Annotated in this window: 14 protein-coding genes, 1 other RNA gene and 1 pseudogene; 3 read left to right on the forward strand and 13 right to left on the reverse strand. The window is 62.8% G+C overall.

Annotated features, from left to right (window positions below):
* Positions 1 to 21: 21 nt before the first annotated feature.
* The 6 genes and pseudogenes from AO692_RS01455 to mraZ all read right to left on the reverse strand — a co-directional run bounded on the left by AO692_RS01455 (position 22) and on the right by mraZ (position 6,677).
* Positions 22 to 1,452, reverse strand: a complete 1,431-nt coding sequence (locus AO692_RS01455; RefSeq protein WP_054308244.1) for a UDP-N-acetylmuramoylalanyl-D-glutamyl-2,6-diaminopimelate--D-alanyl-D-alanine ligase — start codon at positions 1,450 to 1,452, stop codon at positions 22 to 24.
* Positions 1,449 to 2,897 carry a UDP-N-acetylmuramoyl-L-alanyl-D-glutamate--2,6-diaminopimelate ligase gene (locus tag AO692_RS01460; protein ID WP_054308245.1) on the reverse strand — a complete coding sequence of 483 codons (1,449 nt, stop codon included), beginning with the start codon at positions 2,895 to 2,897 and terminating at the stop codon, positions 1,449 to 1,451. Before AO692_RS01460 ends, AO692_RS01455 begins: the two co-directional genes overlap by 4 nt.
* Positions 2,898 to 2,955: 58 nt before the next feature.
* The gene (locus AO692_RS01465; RefSeq protein ID WP_054308246.1) at positions 2,956 to 4,668 is read right to left on the reverse strand and encodes a penicillin-binding protein 2; all 1,713 of its coding nucleotides are present in this window, start codon (positions 4,666 to 4,668) and stop codon (positions 2,956 to 2,958) included.
* Between the two features lie 227 nt (positions 4,669 to 4,895).
* Positions 4,896 to 5,201 (reverse strand): annotated as a pseudogene (locus AO692_RS01470) (hypothetical protein); the annotation flags it as partial.
* Between the two features lie 4 nt (positions 5,202 to 5,205).
* The gene (gene rsmH, locus AO692_RS01475) at positions 5,206 to 6,222 is read right to left on the reverse strand and encodes a 16S rRNA (cytosine(1402)-N(4))-methyltransferase RsmH (RefSeq protein WP_054308247.1); all 1,017 of its coding nucleotides are present in this window, start codon (positions 6,220 to 6,222) and stop codon (positions 5,206 to 5,208) included.
* Positions 6,219 to 6,677, reverse strand: a complete 459-nt coding sequence (gene mraZ / locus AO692_RS01480; RefSeq protein WP_054308443.1) for a division/cell wall cluster transcriptional repressor MraZ — start codon at positions 6,675 to 6,677, stop codon at positions 6,219 to 6,221. The genes rsmH and mraZ overlap by 4 nt, the downstream gene beginning before the upstream one ends.
* A 408-nt stretch (positions 6,678 to 7,085) precedes the next feature.
* Between mraZ and AO692_RS01485 the strand changes: the two genes are divergently transcribed.
* The gene (locus tag AO692_RS01485; RefSeq protein ID WP_054308248.1) at positions 7,086 to 8,201 is read left to right on the forward strand and encodes a cystathionine gamma-lyase; all 1,116 of its coding nucleotides are present in this window, start codon (positions 7,086 to 7,088) and stop codon (positions 8,199 to 8,201) included.
* A gap of 114 nt (positions 8,202 to 8,315) precedes the next feature.
* Here AO692_RS01485 and rnpB read toward each other — a convergent pair.
* From rnpB to AO692_RS01510, 6 genes are all read right to left on the reverse strand, one after another.
* Positions 8,316 to 8,712: RNase P RNA component class A (gene rnpB / locus AO692_RS02460), an RNA gene on the reverse strand.
* Positions 8,713 to 8,776: 64 nt separating this feature from the next.
* Positions 8,777 to 9,628, reverse strand: a complete 852-nt coding sequence (locus AO692_RS01490; protein WP_054308249.1) for a lytic transglycosylase domain-containing protein — start codon at positions 9,626 to 9,628, stop codon at positions 8,777 to 8,779.
* A 184-nt stretch (positions 9,629 to 9,812) separates the two neighbouring features.
* Positions 9,813 to 10,577, reverse strand: a complete 765-nt coding sequence (locus AO692_RS01495) for an N-acetylmuramoyl-L-alanine amidase (protein ID WP_054308250.1) — start codon at positions 10,575 to 10,577, stop codon at positions 9,813 to 9,815.
* The gene (locus tag AO692_RS01500) at positions 10,574 to 11,293 is read right to left on the reverse strand and encodes a DnaJ family molecular chaperone (protein ID WP_054308251.1); all 720 of its coding nucleotides are present in this window, start codon (positions 11,291 to 11,293) and stop codon (positions 10,574 to 10,576) included. The genes AO692_RS01495 and AO692_RS01500 overlap by 4 nt, the downstream gene beginning before the upstream one ends.
* A 127-nt stretch (positions 11,294 to 11,420) precedes the next feature.
* Entirely contained in the window at positions 11,421 to 12,071 is a 651-nt protein-coding gene (locus AO692_RS01505; RefSeq protein ID WP_054308252.1) for a PQQ-binding-like beta-propeller repeat protein, read from the reverse strand.
* Between the two features lie 66 nt (positions 12,072 to 12,137).
* The gene (locus AO692_RS01510; RefSeq protein ID WP_054308253.1) at positions 12,138 to 13,358 is read right to left on the reverse strand and encodes a hypothetical protein; all 1,221 of its coding nucleotides are present in this window, start codon (positions 13,356 to 13,358) and stop codon (positions 12,138 to 12,140) included.
* A gap of 97 nt (positions 13,359 to 13,455) precedes the next feature.
* Here AO692_RS01510 and AO692_RS01515 point away from each other — a divergent pair, with 97 nt between their 5' ends.
* Both AO692_RS01515 and AO692_RS01520 read left to right on the forward strand, forming a co-directional pair.
* Entirely contained in the window at positions 13,456 to 14,211 is a 756-nt protein-coding gene (locus AO692_RS01515) for a hypothetical protein (protein WP_054308254.1), read from the forward strand.
* Positions 14,212 to 14,362: 151 nt separating this feature from the next.
* Positions 14,363 to 15,598: an MFS transporter gene (locus AO692_RS01520; protein ID WP_054308255.1), complete on the forward strand. Its 1,236-nt coding sequence runs from the start codon at positions 14,363 to 14,365 to the stop codon at positions 15,596 to 15,598.
* 114 nt (positions 15,599 to 15,712) lie between these two features.
* On the opposite strand, the gene AO692_RS01525 is transcribed toward AO692_RS01520, so the two are convergent.
* The gene (locus AO692_RS01525; protein WP_054308256.1) at positions 15,713 to 15,931 is read right to left on the reverse strand and encodes a hypothetical protein; all 219 of its coding nucleotides are present in this window, start codon (positions 15,929 to 15,931) and stop codon (positions 15,713 to 15,715) included.
* Positions 15,932 to 16,042: the final 111 nt, after the last annotated feature.

The following is a 16,042-nucleotide window of genomic DNA, read 5'->3' on the forward strand; positions in this document are numbered from 1 at the left end:
GCGTTTTCGTCCCCCGGACCTTCAAATTTCCGTTTCGGCGGCGTGCGCCGGAAATGTCTTGATGAGCGTGTCGACCAGCTTTGCGAAGCCGATGCCTTTGGATGACTTGACCATCACCACATCGCCCGGCCGCAAAGCGCCGAGCAGCAAGGGTTTCAACGCCTCGGTCGTCGGCTGGTAGGTGACGTTCGTGCCGTCGGGAAGCGCATCGGCCAGCGCCTGCATCTCCGGCCCGGCCAGAAGCACCATGTCGGCGCCCGACTCCGTCACCAGTTCGGCAAGCCCCGCATGCAGTTTCTGCGACTGCGCTCCAAGTTCCAGCATATCGCCCAGAACGGCGACGCGTCGGCCTCCCTCGGCCACCGGTGTGTCCCTGAGCAAAGTCAACGCCGCCCTCATCGAGGTCGGATTGGCGTTGTAGCTCTCATCGATCAGTGTGAACCGACCATCCGAAAGCGAAAGGATATGGCGCGCGCCACGACCGGGCGCTGCGGAAAGATCGGCGAGCGCCTCCGCCACCCGCGCCACCTCGGCGCCAACCAGATGGGCGGCGCCCAGCACGGCGAGCGCGTTCTGTGCCATATGGCGACCGGGCGCACCAACACGCGCAACAAGCTCCTTGCCGGCGATCTTGGCAGTAATGATTGAATGATCTGCTTCGACCACACAGTCGATCATGCGGTAGGTCGAGCGCTGCACTTCACCGAAGCCAAAGACATGGGCCACGCCGGCCTGCCGCGCCAGTTTGGCGAGCAGCGTCGAGCGCGGGTCGTCGCGGTTGAGCAGCGCGGCACCCTCCGGCTCCAATCCCTCGAATATCTCCGCCTTGGCGCGGGCGATCTCGTCCAGGTTGCGGAAGAAGCCGAGATGGGCAGCGGCAATCACGGTGATGATGGCCACATGCGGCCGCACCATCTTCACCAGCGGACGGATTTCATCCGGGTGGTTCATGCCGATTTCGAACACGCCATAGTCCGTGTCTTGCGGCATGCGCGCCAGCGTCAGCGGCACGCCCCAATGGTTGTTGAACGAGGCGGCCGATGCGTGAACCTTGCCGACGGCGGAGAGTACGTGGCGCAGCGCTTCCTTGGTCGAAGTCTTGCCGACCGAACCGGTCACTGCGATGATTCTGGCACGCGAACGCGTGCGGGATGCGATGCCCAGCTTTTCCAGGGCGACAAGCACATCGGGCACCACGATCATTGGCGCGGTCAATCGGCCGAGCGCCGGCAGCTTGCCTTCCGCGACCACCAGCACCCCTGCACCTGCCTTGATGGCAGCCGTGGCGAAATCATGCCCGTCCATCGTTTCGCCCGTGATGGCGAAGAAGGCTTCGCCAGGCTGCAAGCTGCGGCTGTCGATGGAGATGCCGCTGATGCTTTCCGGCATATTGCCGAACGGGCGACCGCCAACGGCGGCGACAAGGGCATCGGCGGTCCAGAGATGACTCATGCGGCACGCTCCCTGAGCGCGACACGCACTTCCTCATGATCGGAGAACGGCAGGGTCTGCGAGCCAACCGTCTGGCCCTCTTCGTGGCCTTTGCCGGCCACGATCAGCGTGTCGCCGGCATGAAGCATGGCGACCGCCTCGTGTATCGCCTCGCGACGGTCACCGATTTCGATGGCGCCGGGCGCGGCGGCGAGAATGGCGGCACGGATTTCCTCCGGCACTTCCGAGCGGGGATTGTCGTCGGTGACGATGACGACGTCAGCCAGCCGTGTGGCGATCTCGCCCATGATCGGACGCTTGCCACGATCGCGGTCGCCACCGCAGCCGAACACCACCAGCACGCGGCCAGTGGTGAAGGGACGCACGGAGGCCAGCACATTCTCCAGCGCGTCCGGCTTGTGGGCATAGTCGACATAAACCGGGGCGCCAGCCGTCGTGGTGCCAACGAGATCGAGCCGTCCCGGTGCACCCTTCAGTTTCTCCAGCGCCGTCAAAGCCTTGGCGGCAGGTGTTCCCGTGGCGATCGCCAGGCCGGCGGAGACCAGGGCATTGTAAATCTGGAAGTCGCCCGCCAGTGGCAGGTCGATCTCGTAGATGGCGCCGTCGGCCATGATTTCCGCGCGCTGGCGGTGGCGCTCGTGCTCGACGCGCTTGAGTTCGAGGAAATTGCCATGACGACCGACCGTCAGCACCGAAAGTCCGGCCGCGTTGGCAGCGGCGATCGTCGGCTCCGACCACGGATCGTCGGCGAAGATCACGGCCGGAGCGCCCTTGGGCAGAAGCGCGTCGAACAGGCGCAGCTTGGCCTGGTGATATTCCTCGACGGTCGGATGATAGTCCATGTGGTCGCGGCCGAGATTGGTGAAAGCGCCGGCTGCGAGTTTGACGCCGTCCAGACGACGCTGATCCAGGCCATGGCTGGAGGCCTCCATCGACGCGTGCGTGACACCGGCGTCGGCGAGTTCCTTGAGCAGCCTGTGAAGCGCGACCGGATCCGGCGTCGTCAGCGAGCCGTAATCATTGCGCCCCGGCGCGACCACGCCGGTGGTGCCGATCGAAGCGGCGGCAAAGCCGGCATGTTCCCAGATCTGGCGCGTGAAAGCCGCAACCGAGGTTTTGCCGCTGGTGCCGGTGACGGCGACCATCGTCGCGGGCTGACGGTCGAAGAAGCGCGCGGCAGCGAGCGCGAGTGCGTGACGGGGATCGTTGGCGAAAAGAACCGGAATACCGAGATCTGAGATGCCGGCACCCTTTGCGGCGACGATAGCGCTGGCACCGCGTTTTGCGGCTTCAGCCGCATAGGCCGCACCATCTGCCTTGGTGCCAACAAGGGCAAAGAACAGATCGCCTGGCTGCACTTGCCGCGAATCCGACGTGATGCCGGTCACCGCGATGTCGGAGGAAGCCTCGACAGGCAGGATACCGGCTAAATCTCTAAGCTTCATCGATCCCCAGTCATCTAACAAAACGGCGCGCTTTGGCCGGCGCGCCAAAAAGAATCACTCAGTAGGACACCAGCGTTGCAGCATTTTCTTGGCCGAAATCTGGCTTCACGCCAAGCATGGGTGCCGAGCGGCGAATGATGTTGGCCACCATCGGCGCGGCATTGGAGCCGGCAGTAGCACCACGGCCGGGCATTTCCGGCTTCGGCTCGTCGATAATGGTCAGCACGATATATTGTGGATCGTCCATCGGGAACGCCGCCACGAAGGCATTGAAGCGAACATCCTTGGAGTAGCGACCGTTGATGACCTTTTCGGCCGTACCGGTCTTGCCGCCGACACGATAGCCAGGCACGCGAGCGTTCTTGCCGGAGCCTTTTTCGGCGTTCAGCGTATAGAGATAGCGCATGCCTTCCACAGTCTTCTCGCTGACCACCCGCTTGGCGACCTCCATCGCCTGATCGGCGGTGCGGGTCAGGAAGGTCGGCTCGATCAGGAAGCCGCCATTCATCAGCGCCGCACAGCCCACCGCTGTCTGCAGCGGCGTCGTCGAAACGCCATGGCCGAAGGCGGCGGTGATTGAATGCACCTTCTTCCACACTTTCGGTTCGGTCGGCTTTGCCACTTCGGGCAGCTCCGTCTTCATCTTCTCCAGTACGCCCAGGCGATGCAGAAATTCGCGGTGGCCTTCGATGCCGACCACGTCGGCCTCCTTGGCCGAGCCGATGTTGGACGAATAGATGAACACTTCCGGCACGCTCAGCACGCGACCCTTGCCGTGGAAGTCACGAATGGTCTGGCGACCGATGGTGATGGGCCGCGAGGCATCGAATTTCGATTCCAGCGTCACCTTGCCGGAATCCAGCGCCATGGCGGTGGTGAAGCTCTTGAAGGTCGAACCCATTTCATACAGACCGGCCGACATCCGGTTCAGGCGATCTTTGTCCTGCGCGTTGTACGGATTGTTCGGGTCGAAGTCCGGCACCGAAGCCATGGCGACCACTTCGCCGGTCTTGACGTTGAGCACGACGCCGCCGGCGGCAATCGCATGATATCGCTGCATCGCATCGGCGACCTCGTTGCGCACGATGTGCTGCACGCGCAGGTCGATCGACAGCTTGACCGGCTTCAGGTCCCTGGCGACGGCAAGGCCGGACAGCTGCAGATCGGCCAGGCCCTGGTCGTCGATATACTTCTCCATGCCGGAGATGCCCTGATTGTCGATATTGGTCAGGCCAACGATGTAGGACGCGGTCTCACCCGCTGGATAGAAACGGCGCTTCTCCGTGCGGAAGCCGATGCCCGGAACGCCCAGCTGCATGATCTCGGACTGCTGCTTTGGCGTCAGCTGGCGCTGCAGCCACACGAAACCGGCACCGCTCTTCAGCTTCTTGTAGGTCTGCTCATAATCGATTTCCGGCAGCACCGTAGCCAGCTTCTCGATCGCCTCGTCGGCATCGACGATGTGGCGAGGTTCTGCGAACAATGAGGAGGTCTTGATGTCAGTCGCCAAAACCTCGCCGTTGCGGTCGACGATGTCGGGCCGCGAGGCGGTGACGCGGCTCGGCGGCGGGCCGGAATCCGTCGGTCCCTGGAAGCCGAACCACACCAGCCGGCCGGTGATAGCGACATAAATTCCAAGGAACACGGCCATCGTCATGACCACGCGGGTGCGGGTCTTGCCGCCGGTCGCCTTGCGCGCGCTGTCCAGTACGATCGAACCGTCCTCGCCGCGCCGCGAGCGTTTCAGGAGCTTGTTGAGAACGCCGATCATTCGTCAGCTCCATCCTCGATCTGTTGCGCGATCTTGTCGGCGACCGCGACCCTGGCGTTGCTTGCAAGCTTGTCCTTGACCGCCGGCTTCGGCTTGGCAGCCGCCACGGCCGGCTTCTTGTCACCCACCTTGGCCTTGCTGGCAGCCTTCGCCTTCTCGGCACCCTTGTCCTTGGTGATCGAGGCGGTCTTTTCCTTGTCGACGCCCGGCGCGCCATTATCCGCCATGATGTCTTCGATGGTCAGGGGCGGCTTCTCGGGCAATTCGTCCAACCGCACGATCTGGCGCGCATCGGCCGTCTGCAGGCCGAGCTGATCCTTGTAGAGATCGGAGAGCCGCTGCAGCCGCGACGGTTGCGTCAGCAGGCTCCAGTCGGCCCTGAGCAGGTCGATCGTGTCTTCCTCGGTGCGGATCTGCGCCTGGATCTTGTAGACAGCAGCCTGCTGCACTTCGGCATCGCGCTTGATCTTGTAGGTCATGGCAGCGGCCGAGACCATCACGGCGATCAGGATGATGTCACTGGTACGGAACACGTGTTCACCTCTCGCCCGGCAGTGTGACGCCGGGAAGCTTGGGAAGACCGAACTGGGCAAGATCACCGGCGCGAGCCGGCGCTTCGGTACGGATCGCGGCGCGCAGCCGAGCCGAACGCGCGCGCGGGTTGATGGCGAGTTCCGCCTCGCCGGCAGTCACACCACCACCTTGCTTGCGGAAGGTTGCGGTGCGCACCTGCGTCTCCGGCATGTGGCGCGAGCCTGCCGCCTGCTCGGAACGATCGGCGATGAAGCGCTTGACGATGCGGTCCTCGAGCGAATGGAAGGTCACGACAACCAGCCGACCACCGGGTTTCAGCACGCGCTCGGCTGCAAGCAACGCCTTTGCCAGCTCGCCCAGCTCGTCATTGACGAAAATGCGCAGCGCCTGGAAGACGCGTGTCGCCGGATGGATCTTGTCGCCCGGCTTGCGGCCGATATGGGTTTCGATGGCATCGGCCAGATCGAGTGTACGCTCGAACGGCTTCTTGACTCGTCGCGCTTCGATCATGCGCGCGATGCGACCGGAATGCCGTTCCTCGCCAAGGAAACCGAAAATACGGGCAAGGTCGCCTGATTTGAAAGTGTTGACGACATCGGCAGCGCTCACACCGGCCTGCGCCATGCGCATGTCGAGCGGACCGTCGAAACGAAAGGAAAAGCCGCGTTCGGCCTGGTCGAGCTGCATGGAGGAAACGCCGATGTCGAGCACGACGCCGTCGACCGCCTCCGCATGCTGATCCAGCGTCGAGAATGGCGCATGCACCAGTTTCAATCGCCCGTCCGCTTCCTGTTCCAACGCCTTGCCGGCAGCGATGGCATCCGGATCGCGATCGACACCGATGACGGACGCACCGCTCCCCAGGATCGCCTTCGTATAGCCGCCGGCACCGAAGGTGCCGTCGATGATGGTATCGCCCGGCTGTAGCGCAAGCGCATTCAGAACCTCGGCGAGGAGGACCGGAATGTGGCGGGCCGGTCCGCCATCGGCGTGGAAATCATCGCCGTGGCCCGCCGTCATTCCGGCCGCTCCCCTGGCTTCGTCCCCTGCCGAAGATGCAAGAGCCTGACCCGTGCCGCCGCACCATAGGCGGCCAGCCGTGCCGGCTCCCATATCTGGAAAAAACTGCCCCTCCCCACGAAGGCCACCTCGGTTGTTATGCCGGTATGTTCGCGAATGAAATCGGTCAACATGACGCGCCCATCCTGGTCCAGCTTCAGGAAGGTGCCGTCGCCATGGCAAAAGAAAGACATATCGTCCGCAGTCTGCTGGAACGGATCCTCCTGCGCGATACGCTGCTCGTAGCGATCGAGCAGATCGAGTCCGCCGACATCCATCGCCGCCTGATCCAGGCAGCGCAGTGCGTAAAGTTCCGAATAGCCGCGTTTCTGCAGAACCGTGCGGAAATGCGCCGGCACGGAGACGCGCCCCTTGGCGTCGATCCGATTCACCGCATTTGATAGAAAACGGTCCATGACGCATCGCGGCAGCTTGCGCCGCCGCACCCTCCGACTTCCTCGTAGCCATGCCGCCGCGGCACGACCCCTTCCTCAGACCTTGAGCCTCGAACAAAGCGAAAATCGACGAACGCACAGCCGCCGCGACCGGCCGTTCGGCGTACGCTTCACCCTGACACGAAACGAAGGCTTGATTAGCGGAATGGGATATCATGGGGCATCATGGGCGTCAACGGGAACAGGCTTCACAGACCCCTTCGAAGGCGAGATTACGGGCACTGCCGCGTTTATCCTCCATTAAGCCTAACGAAGTGTTTAAAGCGGGCTTGGCTCTTGCCCCGACCAACCGCTGGGCCTAGCGTCCCGATTGCTCTCCGGAGCATGCTGATCCCAGCCTCCACACGTTCTCCGACTCCGAGATCCGCCATGTCCGAAACCGCCTCCTCCCGTGCCGCCGGGCTCCTTCATTTGAGGCGCGAGGGCCTCTCCAGGGGAGACGCCATCCCATTGCCGCTGACGATGGCATCGATCTTCCATGCGCCTGGGGATTCGACAGGCTTCCATCAGTATGGCCGCTTCTCCAACCCGACCTGGGACGGGACGGAAGAGATGTTGTCGCGCCTGGAAAACGCGCCAGTCCTCGCCTTCCCTTCCGGGATGGCCGCGATCTCCGCCGTGTTTTTCGCGCTTTTGAAAGCAGGCGACCGTATCCTGCTGCCGTCCGATGGCTATCACACCACGCGCATCCTGGCAGACCGATTCCTTGGCGCTTTCGGCGTGAGTTTCGACACGCGACCAACCGCCTCGTTCCTTGACGGCGGCTTCGACCGCTACCGGCTGGTCTTCGTGGAAAGCCCGTCCAACCCAACCTTGGACATCTGCGACATTACAGCCGCCGCAGAGGCGATCCACAGGGCTGGCGGGCTGCTCGTCGTCGACAACACCACAATGACGCCTTTCGGTCAGCGCCCTCTCGATCTTGGCGCAGACGTCGTCGTTGCCGCCGACACCAAGGCGCCGAACGGCCATTCCGATGTGCTGGCTGGCCATGTCGCCTGCCGCGACACGGACATTATGGCGGCGGTGAAGGAATGGCGCACCACCTCGGGCAGCATACCCAGCCCTTTCGACGCCTGGCTGCTGCATCGCGGCCTGGAAACGCTGGAGGTGCGCTTCGACCGCATGTGCAAAACCGCCGAGCTCATTGCGCCCCGGATCAGGGCACATCCGGCGGTCAAGTCGATCCGCTTCCCGGGGCTGCAAGGCGATCCCTCGCACAACCTTGCCAGCAGTCAGATGGAGCGCTTCGGTTTCCTGATCAGCTTCGATCTGGGTTCCGAAGATGAGGCAGAGGGTTTCATCAACGGCTGCGAATTGATGGCGGCCGCCACCTCCTTTGGTGGCGTACATACCTCGGCCGAACGCCGCACCAAGCGCGGCGATGCCGTTCCTCCCGGCTTCGTGCGGCTGGCCGTGGGCTGCGAGCCGGCGGAAGAACTATGGGCTGCAATCAAGGCTTCGCTGGACCGACTTCAGTCCTAAGGACCACTCCAGCTCCAGGATTGAACGGGCAGATCCCGGTTGCTGAATCAACGCAACAACAACTTGAATCAAACTCCACGCCGGTTGCGCGAAGCCACTGAATTTCAGAAGAAAAATGCCAGCCGGCCTGTAAGCCGGGTTCTGTATGGCCCCCGCTCCTTGCGGAGCGGGAACGTGGCGGCCATTCATCTTGGGCGCATGTTGCCATGCGCCTCACGCAACCTACCCGGGCGGTGGGCCGGAAACAGCCCTGAGGGTTTCCCCTCGCACCGCCCCTATTCGGTTTTGCTCCCGGTGGGGTTTGCCCTGCCGCTTCCGTTGCCGGTCGCGCGGTGGGCTCTTACCCCACCCTTTCACCCTTACCGCGGAAACCGCGGCGGTTTGCTTTCTGTGGCACTTTCCCTGGGGTCGCCCCCGCCGGCCGTTAGCCGGCACCGTGTCTCCATGGAGCCCGGACTTTCCTCACCCGCAGCCTTTCGACTCTCGCTGGTGCGGCCGCCCGGCCGGCTGGCAGGCGTATAAAGGCGTTCGCGGCCAAAAAGGCAAGAGCAAGCTGGCCGACTACCTTGTGGCGATCAACCGGCGCTGCCGATCTGCGCCACCACCTTGCGGCAATAGGCGGAAGAAGTCGGGTTCATGCGCGTGGCACCATGGCCGGCATTGTATTTGAGGATGGTGCCGCATGTGCTGCCGCCGCCGAGTTCACGGGCCATTCCGAGATACTTCATGCCGTATTTGATGTTGGTCTCGGGATTGTGCAGCCCCTGGGCCGAACCGCTGTACCCCATCATGCGCGCGGTGGCTGGCTTGATCTGCATCAGGCCGATCTCGCCGGCGCGGCCAACCATGCCTGGCCGGTAGTTGCTTTCGATCTTGATCACCGCATGCGCAAGCGACACCGGCACGCCATAGGCGGAGGCATAGCGCGACACGATGGTGGAATAACGTGTGCCGGCGCTTGGAGCCAAGCTCGGCTTGACGGCGCCTGACGTGATCGAGGCGGTGGTGACCGTATCGTAGGTTACCTTGGTCTTGGTCCTGGCCTTGGTAGCGATCTTGGTCTTGCTCTCGGTCTTGGCCAGCTTGGTGACTTTGCCGGGCTTCACGTTCGTTGCGGTCTTGGCGTCCTTTGAACAACCGAACAGATAGGGGCAAGGCTCGGCTGCCGTCTTGGCACTTGCGGTTGCCTTGGAGATTTTGACGGTCGACGCAACCTTGGCTGCTTTTGCAGCCTTGGCCTTCTTGCCGGTTGTCACGGTTTTCGTGGTCTTGGTCATCTTCTTGGCCGGCGTTGCGGCCGCGGCCTGCGTCGCGACCGGAGTGCCCTGGTCGACTCTCAGACTAGCGGCGACGCTTTCCTGCGAAGCGAAGGCAAAAGAAATCACGCCGGCAGCAACAGCTGCCGCTACAATGAACGGTTTCTGCATGTGGTCCTGTTTTTCTTGGCCACGCGAAGAACTTCGCGCAGCATCCTACGATGAATGCCGGACTAGACTGGCATTTGTCCTGCATCGGTGTGGATTTGCGTTTGAAACCGGATTTGGCGGCAATGAAGGCCGCGCAATTCAATTCATGTTACAGAATGTAATATTGAACAGGAGAGTAAACTGGTCAGCCAAGACTTGCAGTCGCGGAAGCAATCAGGCGCCGCAACGTCCTGATCGTCGACTTGTCTGCAATTCCATCAATCAGGCGCGGCCGGAAATGGCGCTGGAAGGCTTCGACGACAATACGCGTCAGCGGATCGAAAACACCCGTGATTTCAATCCCATAGCCATATATCGCAAGCAGGGATTGCAATTCCTCGACATCCTGCCCCGCATCACCTTCCTGCAAAACCGGTCCTCGCCGGATCGGCGATGCGGATACGAGATGGCCGATGCCTGCGGCGTGCAGCACCTTCCAAGGAAATTTTTCGCCGGGATCGACCTTGCGACCGGGTGCCACATCCGAATGAGCCAGAATCCGCTCCGTCGCGATGCCGTGGCGCGCCACAATGTCGGCGGCAAGGGCGATCACCGCCTCGATCTGGCGCTTCGGAAAGGGCCTATATCCCAGCGTATGGCCGGGATTGACGATCTCGATGCCCACGGAGGCCGAGTTGAGGTCGGTTTGGCCACGCCACGAGCTCTTGCCGGCATGCCAGGCGCGGTCGCTCTCGCGCACCATCTGCACGATACGACCATCCTCATGCACGAGATAATGCGCGGAAACCTCACTGGCGGGATTGCACAGCCAGGCTTCGGCGCCCGCTCCGGTTTCCATGCCGGTATAGTGTAGCACGACCATGTCGGGATGGAACGGACCGCGACGCGGCCCGAAATTCGGCGACACCCTGACCTCGGCTCCGGCATGATCAGGCGAGAAGCCGCTCATGCCGGGGCAAGATCCCGTTCGATCATCTCATACGCCGCATTGATCGCGGCAACACGCGTCGTGGCGATCTTGATAAATTCCTGCGGCAGGCCGCGTGCGATGACCTTGTCCGGATGGTTCTCGGCGACCAGCTTGCGGTAACGCTTCTTCACTTCATCGAACGGCCGCCCCCGCTCTATGCCAAGCACGACGTAGGGATCATCCGCTCCCAGGTGCACGTGGCGGGCGAGGATCGTCTTGTAGTGCGACTCCTCGATCCGGAAGATTTCGGAAACCCGATGCAGGAACTGCCCTTCCCGTTCATGCAGGACGCCATCGGCGGTGGCAATGTGGAAGAGACCGTCAAGAATGTCCTCCAGCATCATGCAGTTGGCATGGCCAGAACCGCATAGATTGGCGAGCTTTTCGGCATACGCCTCGAAACCGGCGACATCCTGCTTGGCCAGATCGTAGAGGCGCGCGACGTTGTGCGTTTCTTCCGGCGGCACTTCGAAGATTTCGCGGAAAGCACGGATCTCGTCCTGCGTGACGACACCGTCCGCCTTCGCCATCTTGGCCGAAAGCGCGATCATCGCGATCGAGAAGGAAACCCGGCGGCGCAGCTCGGCGTCACCGGAAAAGACCGTGCGCACAGCCTCGACCACCTCGGCGATGCCGGCCGAGGCGGAGGCTGAAATGCGGGCGATGAAATCGCCGATACGGTCCCAAATCGACATGTGCCCCTCTTAGAACCAAGCACATGGCGCTATCAAGGCATGATCGCGTCCATGCGCCGGCACGGAACCAATCAACAAGGCAGATTGGCTACGGAAGAAACGGGCCGGAGGTCGAAAGGTTGCGCCTTCAGGCCGGCTGTGCCGCAATGTCGCGCCGCGGCCGGCGTACAGTCCTGAGCTTGCCACTCTTGCCGCCACCGCAGAAGAACATGTCACCGCCATCGGATTCGAGCCCGGAGACACCGGTTCCGTCCGGCATGGTCAACTCCTCGAGCACCTCACCGGTGCGCGGATCGATCCGCCGCAATTCGCTTTCGTCGCCCTGCCAGGTCCCGTGCCACAGTTCGCCGTCCACCCATGTCACGCCGGTGACGAAGCGGTTGGAATCGATCGAACGCAGAATCTTGCCGGTGCCAGGGTCGACCTGGTGTATTTTCTGGGCGCGATATTCGCCGACCCAGAGCGAACCTTCCGCCCAGGCAAGCCCGGAATCACCGCCATTCCCCGGCGCCGGAATCGTGGAAAGCACCTTTCCGGTTTTCGGATCGATCTTGTGGATCTGGCTCTCGGCGATCTGGTAGATATTCTCGCCGTCGAAGGCGGTGCCGGCATGTGCGACCATGTCGATGCTGCGAACAGGCTCACCGCTTTTGGGATCAAGCACATTCAGCTTGTCGCCGGTGGCGAACCACACATTCTCGCCATCGAAGGTCACGCCATGCACGTCGCTCGAAAAAGGACCATATTCGCGAAGGATTTCGGCTGGGGTCGGTTTCATGATTTCTTCCCGAGTTGAGGTTGGAGCCGTGCACGCCAGTGGCTGGCGGCGGTCGTCCACATGACCCTAACCGCTTGGCAGCGGTCCTGGGAGTAACAAGGTTGTCGGGAAGCCCGGCACCGACGGCGTCACCCAGCGCAGCGCTCGCCCTTTCCCGAAAGACTGCACTTTGCCAGCGGCGGAAAGCTGTTCCAGCGCTCGCTGCACCGTACGCGAGCTGGCATCCAGCGCGATCGCCAATGCCGAACTGGACCATGCCTCGCCATCGGCAAGAAAGGCGAGCACCGCCGCGTGTTCTTCCTCGACCAGCGGCGCCAGCACCATCACATTGCCGCGCCGACGCGGTGCCAGCCTGAAACCCTCGTTCGTCGCGCGGATGTCGGCAAGGCCGCGCAGCTCGGCCCGCAATCGCCCGATTTCCACCCGCAGCCGCGCCCGGTGCGATTCGTCGGCATGCCTGGCGCCAAAGGCACCGGACAAAAGCCTCTCCCGCGACACGTCCCCGGGCCAGGCTTCGGCCAATATACGGGCCAGCGCAAACAGCACCGGGCGTGTTGCTAGCGAGACCACCACATTGCCGGCACGCACAACGTTGCGGCAGGCATCCACCACGAACATCCCCGTCGCGAACAGCTCCTCCACCTCTTCCAGCAGCAGCGGACGCGCCATGCCTTTCGCAATCAGGCGCGCGGCCGGCGTGTCGATCACCAATGCAGCACTTTCCACTTCTGCCCCCAGCGCGGGAATACCGGCCTGTTGGGCGGCCTGCCAGGCCAGCATCAATGCCCTGCGAGCCTCCCTGAGGCGCAGGCGCCGGATCGCGATGCCGGCAACCGCAAGCTGAAGCGCGCTCCGCATTGGTGGCGGCAACAGCGCGGGGTCGAGGTCGGAGATGAGGTCTTCGGCCTCGTCGAGACGGCCAATCAGCAGCAGGCGCCGGATTTCAAGCGTGCGCGCGTGCGCTGCGTTCGCGTGGTCACCATGCGCCTCAAGCGTAGCACGGGCGATATCGAGTGCCTTGGCAGGCCAGGTGAGATCACGCGAGACAAGCGCGATTTCAGCTTCGGCGACGATGCACCTTGACCGTGCCACCGCCTCTTTCGGGCCAAAGGCACGCGCCGCGCCCTTTAGAAGTGCCTTGGCACGAACAAGGTCGCCAAGCTGCGCCATCGCGATGCCGCGCAACGCAAGTGCAGCCGCATCGTCACGCAAGGCTACCCGCTTCAGCGCTCCGAGAGGATCGCCGCGCGCAAGCGCCTGTCCTGCGGCCGTGATCAGCGAGTCCATCGCAATCCCGTCACACTTGTCACTCTCCTCATTCGGTATCTGCCCCTAACCTCTCACGACGGTCAGACAGTTGACCACATCGAGAAGGAATAAAGCCATGAAAATCAAACAGGGAAGCGCGCTCGCTGCGTTGGTCATCGCCGGCCTCGCGGCTACCGCTCCCGCCAGTCCGGCTGAAACGACGCTCGACCGCATGCCGGCCGAGTTGGAAACCAGGCTGGCGCTGAGCGCTGCACCACCAGCGCTGCGCGAAACGGCAACCGTTTATCTGCTGGATCCCGCAAAGGGCTATCAACTCTCCAGACAGGGAAACAGCGGCATCACCTGCATTGTCGAGCGCACGAGCTGGGACCTCAGCGACTTCCGCAACGACATCTATATTCCGCTTTGCTACGACGCGGCCGGCAGCAAGACCTATTTGCGGCATATCATGGAAGCGGCAACGTTACGCGCCACGGGCATGGACGCCGCGACCCTCAATGCGGAATATCAAAAACGGTATCGGGACAAGACCTTCAACGTTCCCGAAAAACCGGGCGTTTCCTACATGGTGGCACCCATCATGCGCACCATCGGCCCGCCGGACATGAACGTGCATACCATGGCGATGCCGCATGTGATGTTCTACGCGCCGGGTGTCACCAATGACGACATCGGCGCCAAGCCCGACCTCGCGGCACGTGCCAGCCTGCTCAGTCCCTTCGTCGACAGGCAGGGCGCACCCGAGCACAGCTACATCATCCAGCTCGTCGGCGACGCCGAGAAGACAAAGATCCTCGCCGACGAGAAGGCGCTGCTCGACGATCTCTGCGCCTATCGCGACATCCTTTGCCTGAGGCACGGCGACCACTGAGATGGATTGCCGGCGGCGACCCGGGTGAAATCCCGACACACTTGTCACTCTCGCCTTTTGGCTCCCGCCGCTACCCTCTCCAATGACTTCAACGAACGCGTCACCGCGATGAGCCGACGTCGCCCGCCCTGACCGATGTTAGGAAGTTTCCATGTCAACGCTCGAGACACAGAATTCATATCGCTGGGTCATCGTCGCCCTCGGCGCACTGATGACCTGCGTAACCATTGGCGCCATGTTTTCGTTGGCCGTGTTCATGCCACACATCTCCGCCGCGACCGGCTGGACACGTGCCGGCATTTCCAGCGCGATGACGCTCAACTTCCTGATGATGGGGGCTTCGAGCTTCGGCTGGGGCATGCTTACCGATCGCATCGGCACGCGCCCTGTGGTGTTGGTCGGCTCCATCGCGCTCGGCGTTGTCCTGGTGCTGGCAAGCCATGCGACCAGCCTCATCGCGTTCCAGCTCGCCTATGGTGTCGGCGTCGGTCTTGCCGGCGGCGCCTTCTTCGCGCCGATGATGGCTGCGGTCACCGGCTGGTTCGACAAGCACCGTGGCCTTGCCGTTTCGCTGGTTTCCGCCGGCGTCGGCGTTGCACCCGCCACCGTATCGCCCTTCGCAGCCTGGCTGCTCGCAAGTTATGACTGGCGCACCGCGATGATGACGATCGGGCTGCTCGCCAGCGCGATCCTCCTGCCCGCGGCATTCTTCGTCAGGAATGCCCAACAGGCGCCAGCCAATCGTCCTGCTTCCAGTGGTGCGACCGTCACCGTCGGAGCCACGGACAATCCGCTATCGAAGGCTTTCCGCTCGCCGCAGTTTGCGCTGCTCGCCGGAACCTATTTCCTGTGCTGTGCCGCGCATTCCGGCCCGATCTTTCACATCATGAGTTACGCGATCACCTGCGGCATCTCCGCCATGACTGCCGTCAGCATCTACAGCGTTGAAGGCATTGCCGGCCTTGGCGGCAGGCTGCTGTTCGGCGTGGCGGCGGATCGCCTTGGCCCGAAGCGGGTCTTGGTCACCGGCCTGCTCGTCCAGGCGCTGGTGATCGCGGCCTATCTCTCGGCCAATCAGCTCAGCACCTTCTATGTGCTGGCTGTCGTCTTCGGCGCTGCCTATGGCGGCGTGATGCCGCTCTATGCGCTGCTGGCTCGCGAATATTTCGGCCAGCAGGTGATGGGGTCGGTACTCGGCGCACTCACCATGGCTTCCAGCTTCGGCATGGCGCTCGGGCCTGTCGCAGGCGGCTGGATATTCGACCGTTTCGACGTCTACGACTGGCTCTTCATCGGCTCATCGGTCATCGGCATCGCGGCGTTCCTGATCGCGCTCGCCTTCCCGCGATTTGCCTCGTCTAAAAATCACCAGCCGGCACCCGCTTGAGGCAGCCGCGGGTCCGATATGCAGAAAAAGGCCGGGACGACGTCCCGGCCTTTTCGATTCATGAGCTGACGCATGCCAGCCTTGGGTGCCAGCCGTTTCGGCCGACCCTTGCGCTTATTGCGCTGGCGCAGTCGAATTCGGCTGAGCCGGCTTCGTGGTATCGGCCGGCGGCTGTGCCTCAGGCGTAGCCGGTTTCATCGGCTCGGAGGCAGGCGGTGTGGCTTGCGTCGTGGTGTTGTCGGTACCTCCCGTACCGCCACCTTTGTTTTCACTGCAGGCAGCAACGCCGAGCAAAAGCAACGCGGAAACCGAAGCCAAGACGAGTTTTTTCATCGCATTTCTCCTTCGCAACTTCACCCCCTGTGAAGGGCGGCACAAAAGGAATGCAGCAGCCGGGCATCGGTTTCGTCACATTGCGTTTCGTCCTGTAACAGCGCCCGGACA

It is taken from the genome of Mesorhizobium sp. 1M-11, from assembly GCF_001303895.1.
Classification (GTDB): domain Bacteria; phylum Pseudomonadota; class Alphaproteobacteria; order Rhizobiales; family Rhizobiaceae; genus Mesorhizobium.

Bases quoted from the DNA above. Each gene is read 5' to 3' on its own strand.
- AO692_RS01455 (WP_054308244.1), bottom strand. From the start codon at position 1,452: ATGAGTCATCTCTGGACCGCCGATGCCCTTGTCGCCGCCGTTGGCGGT.
- AO692_RS01460 (WP_054308245.1), bottom strand. From the start codon at position 2,897: ATGAAGCTTAGAGATTTAGCCGGTATCCTGCCTGTCGAGGCTTCCTCC.
- AO692_RS01465 (WP_054308246.1), bottom strand. From the start codon at position 4,668: ATGATCGGCGTTCTCAACAAGCTCCTGAAACGCTCGCGGCGCGGCGAG.
- rsmH (WP_054308247.1), bottom strand. From the start codon at position 6,222: ATGACGGCGGGCCACGGCGATGATTTCCACGCCGATGGCGGACCGGCC.
- mraZ (WP_054308443.1), bottom strand. From the start codon at position 6,677: ATGGACCGTTTTCTATCAAATGCGGTGAATCGGATCGACGCCAAGGGG.
- AO692_RS01485 (WP_054308248.1), top strand. From the start codon at position 7,086: ATGTCCGAAACCGCCTCCTCCCGTGCCGCCGGGCTCCTTCATTTGAGG.
- AO692_RS01490 (WP_054308249.1), bottom strand. From the start codon at position 9,628: ATGCAGAAACCGTTCATTGTAGCGGCAGCTGTTGCTGCCGGCGTGATT.
- AO692_RS01495 (WP_054308250.1), bottom strand. From the start codon at position 10,577: ATGAGCGGCTTCTCGCCTGATCATGCCGGAGCCGAGGTCAGGGTGTCG.
- AO692_RS01500 (WP_054308251.1), bottom strand. From the start codon at position 11,293: ATGTCGATTTGGGACCGTATCGGCGATTTCATCGCCCGCATTTCAGCC.
- AO692_RS01505 (WP_054308252.1), bottom strand. From the start codon at position 12,071: ATGAAACCGACCCCAGCCGAAATCCTTCGCGAATATGGTCCTTTTTCG.
- AO692_RS01510 (WP_054308253.1), bottom strand. From the start codon at position 13,358: ATGGACTCGCTGATCACGGCCGCAGGACAGGCGCTTGCGCGCGGCGAT.
- AO692_RS01515 (WP_054308254.1), top strand. From the start codon at position 13,456: ATGAAAATCAAACAGGGAAGCGCGCTCGCTGCGTTGGTCATCGCCGGC.
- AO692_RS01520 (WP_054308255.1), top strand. From the start codon at position 14,363: ATGTCAACGCTCGAGACACAGAATTCATATCGCTGGGTCATCGTCGCC.
- AO692_RS01525 (WP_054308256.1), bottom strand. From the start codon at position 15,931: ATGAAAAAACTCGTCTTGGCTTCGGTTTCCGCGTTGCTTTTGCTCGGC.